Source organism: Levilactobacillus muriae, assembly GCF_045862015.1.
GTDB classification, from domain to species: Bacteria; Bacillota; Bacilli; order Lactobacillales; family Lactobacillaceae; genus Levilactobacillus; species Levilactobacillus muriae.
On record NZ_BAAFRU010000021.1, the window covers coordinates 25,166 to 32,254 of the forward strand.

General features: G+C 49.0%; 10 protein-coding genes and 1 tRNA gene. 3 read left to right on the forward strand and 8 right to left on the reverse strand.

Annotated elements, in window-relative coordinates; all coding sequences use genetic code 11:
• Positions 1-19: 19 nt before the first annotated feature.
• Positions 20-916 (reverse strand): ribonuclease H family protein, encoded by an 897-nt coding sequence (locus tag ACKTSF_RS12340; protein ID WP_407889858.1) that lies wholly within the window; start codon positions 914-916, stop codon positions 20-22.
• A gap of 278 nt (positions 917-1,194) precedes the next feature.
• Here ACKTSF_RS12340 and ACKTSF_RS12345 point away from each other — a divergent pair, with 278 nt between their 5' ends.
• On the forward strand, positions 1,195-1,674 hold the full coding sequence (locus ACKTSF_RS12345; protein ID WP_407889860.1) for a hypothetical protein: 480 nt from the start codon (positions 1,195-1,197) through the stop codon (positions 1,672-1,674).
• Positions 1,675-1,800: 126 nt separating this feature from the next.
• Here the strand turns inward: ACKTSF_RS12345 and codA are convergent, their stop codons facing one another.
• Positions 1,801-3,036, reverse strand: coding sequence for a cytosine deaminase (gene codA, locus ACKTSF_RS12350; RefSeq protein ID WP_407889862.1), 1,236 nt, complete (start codon positions 3,034-3,036; stop codon positions 1,801-1,803).
• Between the two features lie 38 nt (positions 3,037-3,074).
• On the reverse strand, positions 3,075-3,371 hold the full coding sequence (locus ACKTSF_RS12355) for a hypothetical protein (RefSeq protein WP_407889864.1): 297 nt from the start codon (positions 3,369-3,371) through the stop codon (positions 3,075-3,077).
• A 246-nt stretch (positions 3,372-3,617) separates the two neighbouring features.
• On the opposite strand from ACKTSF_RS12355, the gene thiD reads away from it, so the two are divergent.
• On the forward strand, positions 3,618-4,436 hold the full coding sequence (thiD, locus tag ACKTSF_RS12360) for a bifunctional hydroxymethylpyrimidine kinase/phosphomethylpyrimidine kinase (protein WP_407889866.1): 819 nt from the start codon (positions 3,618-3,620) through the stop codon (positions 4,434-4,436).
• A 62-nt stretch (positions 4,437-4,498) separates the two neighbouring features.
• Here the strand turns inward: thiD and ACKTSF_RS12365 are convergent, their stop codons facing one another.
• The 5 genes from ACKTSF_RS12365 to ACKTSF_RS12385 form a co-directional block, all read right to left on the reverse strand.
• Entirely contained in the window at positions 4,499-4,960 is a 462-nt protein-coding gene (locus ACKTSF_RS12365; RefSeq protein ID WP_407889867.1) for a hypothetical protein, read from the reverse strand.
• 171 nt (positions 4,961-5,131) lie between these two features.
• Positions 5,132-5,311: a hypothetical protein gene (locus ACKTSF_RS12370; RefSeq protein WP_407889869.1), complete on the reverse strand. Its 180-nt coding sequence runs from the start codon at positions 5,309-5,311 to the stop codon at positions 5,132-5,134.
• Positions 5,304-5,996 (reverse strand): NAD(P)H-dependent oxidoreductase, encoded by a 693-nt coding sequence (locus ACKTSF_RS12375; RefSeq protein WP_407889871.1) that lies wholly within the window; start codon positions 5,994-5,996, stop codon positions 5,304-5,306. The genes ACKTSF_RS12370 and ACKTSF_RS12375 overlap by 8 nt, the downstream gene beginning before the upstream one ends.
• Before the next feature lie 150 nt (positions 5,997-6,146).
• Positions 6,147-6,299: a hypothetical protein gene (locus ACKTSF_RS12380; protein WP_407889873.1), complete on the reverse strand. Its 153-nt coding sequence runs from the start codon at positions 6,297-6,299 to the stop codon at positions 6,147-6,149.
• A 120-nt stretch (positions 6,300-6,419) separates the two neighbouring features.
• The gene (locus ACKTSF_RS12385; protein WP_407889875.1) at positions 6,420-6,725 is read right to left on the reverse strand and encodes a hypothetical protein; all 306 of its coding nucleotides are present in this window, start codon (positions 6,723-6,725) and stop codon (positions 6,420-6,422) included.
• Positions 6,726-6,867: 142 nt separating this feature from the next.
• Between ACKTSF_RS12385 and ACKTSF_RS12390 the strand changes: the two genes are divergently transcribed.
• Positions 6,868-6,941: transfer RNA gene (locus ACKTSF_RS12390), tRNA-Arg, on the forward strand.
• Positions 6,942-7,089: the final 148 nt, after the last annotated feature.

Consider the following 7,089-nt stretch of genomic DNA (forward strand, 5'->3'; position numbering starts at 1 on the left):
TATTATACCCTTAATGATCTTAAAACGGTAGGTCACGTAAGCCTTTCACAATGTCGGCGAGTGATTGTTCAGCCGTGGTGTGCTTCAAAGGCACCTGTGAGTCCGCCGCTTTAGGTTGCTCATCGGCCGATGAACTTGCTGGTATTGCTGGACGTGAAGGCATCACCTTAGCTGAACGTTTTGTCGCCGGCTTACCCGTAGCGTGGTGGCGTTCTTGGCCCATACCATCCATCGTCTCATTCAGCAGGTGGTCCACGAACACATTGCCTTGGTTAGTGGCATGTCCTTTAGTCCACTGATAGCTCAGCCGCGTGAATTGTGGCAACAAACGATCCACATCCTGCCACAGCTCTGCGTTGGCTAACGGCCCCGCGCTACGCTTCCAGCCGCGGCGTTTCCACCCGGCTAACCAGCCCTCGGTGACCGCATTCAACACATACCGTGAATCCAGGATAAATACAATACTGGTCTGATTCTGATTCAAATCGACTAACTTCTGGAGCGCATTGCGAAAGGCCATGATCTCCATCCGATTATTGCTAGCACCAAATTCGCCATCGGAACCGGTCACCACGTCATCGGGTAACTCGATGCGGTAGGCCCAAGCGGCCTTATCCCCGATTCTCACGTGCCCACCAGCAACATTACCAGTGTTTCGTGATCCACCATCCGTGTAGACCGTAATGGTCGCAGAACTGCTCTGAGGGGCCTTGATTGCTGCCCCAGTTGATTTGCTGTGTGTCTTGGGTGCGCTCGGCGTCGCCTGGCCTTGCATGAAGGCGTCTGCGGCACTCGCCGACGTGAAGCTCTTGTATTGGGCCCCGGAATAACCGGTGACCTGCGCCTGCGTTTCCGCCCAGGTTCGGTAGACGCCGGGCTTGCGACCGCGGCGAACTGCATAGTATTTCTGTGCCAAATTCATTCCTCGCTTTCGACCTAATCTCAATTAGTTTACCATAGATTTTCCAAACACGACCAAATCCATCATTACAGAACTTATGAAGCCGTTGCCAACATTATTAGGACTGGAAAAACTTTTTTCTCAAGTTAAGGCGCAATAAACCTTAAAAAACGCTAATTTCAAAGTGTAAATTGTTTCCATAACTTTTAGATTATGCTAACCTAGTAGGTGTGAGTATTGGCCGGAGACTGTCCTAATTTACTCATTTTTCAAAATTTTTAAGGAGGTTTTTGATGAAGAATCCAATCCATGCGTCCATTATTACCGTCGACCAAGCCCGCGCAATGCTTAAGGACCAGCGAGAACAACGCGACGAGCGTTTTCCACAGCTGGCCACCTCCGGCCAATATATCTTACCAGACTATCGGTTAACTCGTAAGCGTGAGGCCTTTAAGATTCGTCGGCATACTTTTTTGAAGAAACATTTCCGTTCTTACGTGGCTTTTGATTCCGACAACGGCCAGACCTTGTGGATTCACAACTTCCCAAGTCTGTCCGAAGCCTGTTTCTGGCTAAATACCGGATTGAAGCCCAACGACACGGACTCCGCCGGCACTTACCAGGGATGGAAGGACGAACACGTCACTGAGATTGAAGCGCTGAAGGATCAACTCCGCGCGCAACACCAAGAAAAGAAAAAGACCGTTACGGCACCAAAACCGGCAACCGTAACGACCGTAAAAAAAGTAAAGCACGCTAAAGCTAAGAAGTAGCGGCATTACATAAAGCGCCAACGTTATCCATTTTTCGGATAGCGTTGGCGCTTTTTCAGATTGCTAGTTATCAAGAACCAACATCGTTAATTATTTTTCTGATTTCTTAGCAGTGTCCTCAAAGTCCTAGAGGTCTAAGTGAACGCGCTTCGGGTCCGTCTTAACAATAATCTTCCCGTGGTGAATCGAGTACAGAACTTCTGAGCGTTTGTTCAACGCATTATAGAAGTTATCATTGTTCATGATGACCAAGTTGGCTGGCTTGCCCTCGGCGATACCGTAGTGGTCGCCAACGTGCATGGCCTTAGCACCGTTCGTTGTAATGAACTTATAGGCCCCATTGATGTCATCGTACCCCATCATCTGGGTGACGTGAATCCCCATATGAAGGGCATCGAGCATGTTACCATCGCCCATTGGATACCATGGATCCTTGATATCATCTTCACCAAAAGCCACATTGACCCCAGCTTCGTTGAGTTCCTTGACCCGTGTCAACCCCCGACGCTTGGGATAGGTATCGAACCGACCACCCAAGTGGGTATTGATCAAGGGATTAGAAATCATGTTGATGTGGGACATCTGTAGCAGGCGCATAAGTTTGTAGGCATATGCATTGTTGTAAGAGCCCATCGCCGTGGTATGGCTAGCCGTCACTTGATCGCCCAAGCCGGTTTCTAAGGCCAAGGTGGCTAACGTTTCCAAACCACGAGAAGCGGGGTCATCGATTTCGTCACAGTGCGCATCGACTAGTTTGCCATACTTTTGCGCCAAGTCAACGGCAAAGTGGAGAGATTCCACGCTGTATTCACGCGTGAATTCAAAGTGTGGAATGGCCCCAATAACGTCGACACCCAGCTTAGCAGCTTGTTCCATCAATTCTTTACCGTGTGGGAAGGACAGGATACCTTCTTGTGGGAAGGCCACCAGTTGTAATTCGATAAAGTCTTTCACTTCGTCACGCACCTGGATCAAGGCTTTGAGCGCCGTTAAATTCGGGTCGGTCACGTCTACATGGGACCGAACGAATTGGATCCCATGACTCGCTTGTAATTCCAACGCCTGCCGAGAACGGGTCTTAACGTCTTCGATGCTCAGTGTTTTCTTTCGTTCGGACCAGATCCGAATACCATCAAACAACGTCCCAGATTGGTTCCATTCAGGATCTCCCGCTGTCATGGTACTGTCCAAATGAACGTGTGGATCAACAAACGGTGGCAAAATTAATTTGCCCTGTGCATCGATCACCTGTTCATTATCCTTAGCCGTTAGATGATCAGCAATGGCGGCAAACTTACCGTCCTCAATGCGAATATCCTGTGGCTGCGTTGCGTTTTCGATGAGACCTTGTTGAATTAACATGCGCGTTAACCTACCTCCTACACTTTTTCATCTTGAATTTAATAAAAACCGGGAATGGTCAGTCCGAGTAAAAGAATCGTGCCATCGGCAACCAACCCCAAGGCCACGGCAATAACACTCACCGTAGCGGGAACTAGGCACCACCAGGGCCCCTTTTTTGCGGACCGAACCAACCCTACTAAGCTTATCACAGTTAGGACGAATCCGAACAATAAAGTCACGGGTTCATGAGGAAACCAGCGGTAAACCGTTTGAACGGCGCCGACCAGCGCATACCAACTCACCATAAAACCAATCAAGCTCCACCCTAATACGTGCCATCGTTCACGTCTCACTGTTTCATCCCCTTGTTTCCTTTTTTCCGACATTCTCTCAACTAGCTTCAACTTACGCGACCTTCCGCTAACTAGCGAGCAAATCGACCGGGTTTACGGGGTCACCGAACATTGTGGCGGATGATAGCCCGCTTCACACGTCACCGTTGTGTTAACAAATATATTTATCAAACTTCCCGGTCGTCTTTTCACCGTGGTCTGTGCTATGCTGGAAGCTATAATACTGACAGCGGAGGTTACTTAATCATGGTAAATTCATACCCACAAGCCCTCACCATCGCGGGTTCCGATAGCGATGGTAGCGCCGGCATGCAGGCTGACCTGCACACCTTCTTTGCCCGGCACGTCTACGGCGCATCGGTCATGACCGCCTGCGTGGCCGGAAACTCTTATGGCATTCACGCCAGCATCCCGATGCCCACGGACTTTATTGATCAAGAATTCAAAGATCTGGCGGACGACTACCATATTCGGGCATCCAAGACGGGAATGCTCGCCGACTCCGAGCTCATCAACGATGTCGTCAAAAACTATCAGGCCGCCGACTTCGGTCCCCTGGTGGTCGACCCGGTCATCATGACCAAGCATGGCAATCAGCTATTGGAGGAGAGTGCCTTTAATACCTTACGCACAGCCCTCATTCCACTAGCAACGGTGCTGACGCCAAATTTCTTCGAGGTCGAGAAGCTTGCCGAGATGTCGATTACGACTGATACCGACATGGAAACGGCGGCCCATAAGCTACAGGCCATGGGCGCTAAAAACGTGATTGCCAAGGGTGGTCACGCCGATCCTGCTCAGAAGGTCGTGAAGGACTTTGTCTTGCTGGAATCCGGCGAGAGTTTCTGGTTGAGTGAACCCTACCACGAGACGGACCGCGTCAATGGTACGGGTGATTCTCTCTCCGCCTGTATCACAGCGGAATTGGCCAAAGGGACGCCGATGAAACGGGCCATCGAGATCGCCAAACAATTCGTCAACGTTGCGATTGGTTCACCGATTGCGGTAGGCCATAAGTTTGGACCGGTTAACCACTGGGCAGCAATGGATCGCGATTTTAAGTAAGAAATAACAAAAAGCAGCTAGATCATTCTCAAGCCGAGAATGCCTAGCTGTTTTCATTTCATCTACTTCACACGGTAATAATATTGAACGACTGGTTTCTCACCAAAGGATTTGTACGCCCAGCCATCATCACGCAGGGCCGCCCGCTTCTTGTGAGTCACGCGTTTAAGGTGCCACAATTGTCCAAGCCTATTGGCGCCGATGAAGGTATACCCCTTCTTGTCCTTATGTAAATAGAGCGGCGTCCATTTGAATGGACTTTTAGAGTGCTTCTGCTTCTTGTCACCAACGGTCCAGGCACCTTCCTCCGCCTTACCATTTTTGTAATCAGTCACACCAAAGGTAAATTTCGTAATCTTAAGGTTACGAACAGTTTTCTTATTGATCCGTGTTTGCCAAGTCCCGCGAAAGTTCGTTGGCGTAACCGCCCGTTTAGCCGACGCACTCGTCGTTGGCAAGATTGTTGTTGTCCCGGCAATTGCCAGCACCGTCAGTGTCCCTAATAATAGTCGTTTTGTACGCATCTATCTCGACCCCTTCAATTCTTTATCTACCGGTAGTATTGCCGGTTTATGTTTTGACGAATTCCATGTTAAGCCTAAGAAGCAACCATTGCTAACGTGGACTGCACTAAAAAATTCCGAAAAAAAGATACGGCAATCGCCATACCCTCTCAGCCTGCGATGAACTAAAGCTCACCACCGATCCGGCCGCCACGTTCGGCCATCGACCTCGCCACCGAGTTGCTCACTGCGGCGGTCCTGTTCGGCAACGACCTGTTTCAGTGCCAACCAGAATGCCCGGTCGGTAAATTTAGATTGTTGGCTGGCCAGTTGATCGATCTGCTGGCGCAACCACGCTGATTGTTCAGTCATCTTCCTGCTCCTTAATCATGGCCAAAGTGTCCGTCAACTGATCGAGATGTGCCCGATTCTGGTCAAAAACACTGGCAACCAATTGGCCGGTCGTCTGTTGATCCACTGGCAGTTGTACCACCATGTTCGCCAACCGCTGGGCAAACCAGTCCTGTCGATTTACTAGGCTATCGGGTTGTTTCTGGGTCAGGTAGCGCTGATAATCGATAACCAACTGCAACTTCTCCGGCTCCTCAAGGTAGCCGAATTGATAGATGGGAAATGTCGGTAACCAGATCATCTTGGCGCGATGAGCCAATGCCGCTAACGGAGCCATAACAGCGTCCAAGGTCACGTCCTCAGCGCCACCACGCTGAAAGGCCTGTTCTGGCATCCCGGTGGTCACGACAATTCCCAACTCTTTGCCAGCTAGTGGATAACGTTGATCGCCATAGACAAACGTCCGTGTCAGCACGGTATCTTCCCACTGTTTCAATCCCGCCGGTGCCGCGTACCAGTATAACGGAAATTGTAAAATAACCCGATCGGCATGCCGCAGTTGCGCCTGCTCCTTAGCAACATCCAAGGTCGCTTGTCCCTCAATGTGCTCCCAGATGACATCATCACTGGGCAAACTTTCCTTTAAAAATTGTTGACTGGTCGAATCCGCCAGTTGGGGATGGGAGACCAAGACGAGCGTAGTCATCGTACCATCAACTCCTTCACGTTTTTTTCACTAAAACTACTTTAGCACAGTTTTGCGGAATATCTGTCACTGGTGCTTTAGTCGAGAGAAATCATCTCAAGACAAAAGAAAAGGTCCTTAGCAACAGCGCTAACGACCAGTTGACTTGAATTAACTTAAGCGGCGATCAGAATCATCGTGGAATTTATTCCCCCGGGTCGCCAGATGCTTGCTGTTCTTCCGAAAAGTTTCCCGGTTGTTCAGGTACAACTGACCTACCGTAGCCAAAATGATAATGAATAAAATGATAACTAGTGCATACATAGCAATTCCCCCCGTCAACTTTAGGTTACAGTTATATTATCTAAATGTTACAGGAATATTGCAAGCATGTTGTTATGAAAATAAGGAAATCTTGATATTTTTACCCAGTGTTTAGATTGTTCACTTATTAGTCGTACTGGTCGAGGATTGCTGAGATGGTTTCTTTTGCTGGGATTCGCGCTGTGACTGGTGTTTCTTCTGAATCTTGCGAACCTGATTGGAGACCTGATCGGTTGGGCTAATATTTTTTTGCCGCGCCAAATTAGCCGCCGGTGCCGCCAACAATAAAACAATGACCGCCGACAAACAATACACGTAATTCCGATGCTTATCCCCCTGAGCCTGGGTAATCTGAAAGAAGTAATAGATAATGCAAATAGCGGAAAAAAAGACGACAATCTCCGCGACAATGTGAAGCACCAGCATAGCTTCCACCTCCTCTAACCACCTTCCACTCTACCGGAGTCACCGGGTGGCTGTCAACTGGCGACTCTCGGTTAATCCACAATTGACACGGCGCGACGGCTTCTCTATAATTAAGAAGTTGTCAGTCGTTAGATGCTATTAGGTCGCAATAGCTCAGCTGGATAGAGCAACGGTCTTCTAAACCGTAGGTCGAGGGTTCGAATCTCTCTTGCGACATCACTGATCAATTCACAACGCAAACATACTAAGATTAGCTCTGTAAAACCGAATTCGGTTTTACAGAGCTTTTTGAATTACAGTAGGTATATGGAGCTAAAGATCGCACAAAGACCCTTGGACCTCGAGTCCGCTTATACAAACTGAT

What these genes read in the sequence shown, in the direction of transcription:
- ACKTSF_RS12385 (WP_407889875.1), bottom strand. Translation starts at nt 6,725, where the DNA reads ATGCTGGTGCTTCACATTGTCGCGGAGATTGTCGTCTTTTTTTCCGCT.
- ACKTSF_RS12375 (WP_407889871.1), bottom strand. Translation starts at nt 5,996, where the DNA reads ATGACTACGCTCGTCTTGGTCTCCCATCCCCAACTGGCGGATTCGACC.
- ACKTSF_RS12370 (WP_407889869.1), bottom strand. Translation starts at nt 5,311, where the DNA reads ATGACTGAACAATCAGCGTGGTTGCGCCAGCAGATCGATCAACTGGCC.
- ACKTSF_RS12365 (WP_407889867.1), bottom strand. Translation starts at nt 4,960, where the DNA reads ATGCGTACAAAACGACTATTATTAGGGACACTGACGGTGCTGGCAATT.
- ACKTSF_RS12345 (WP_407889860.1), top strand. Translation starts at nt 1,195, where the DNA reads ATGAAGAATCCAATCCATGCGTCCATTATTACCGTCGACCAAGCCCGC.
- thiD (WP_407889866.1), top strand. Translation starts at nt 3,618, where the DNA reads ATGGTAAATTCATACCCACAAGCCCTCACCATCGCGGGTTCCGATAGC.
- ACKTSF_RS12380 (WP_407889873.1), bottom strand. Translation starts at nt 6,299, where the DNA reads ATGTATGCACTAGTTATCATTTTATTCATTATCATTTTGGCTACGGTA.
- codA (WP_407889862.1), bottom strand. Translation starts at nt 3,036, where the DNA reads ATGTTAATTCAACAAGGTCTCATCGAAAACGCAACGCAGCCACAGGAT.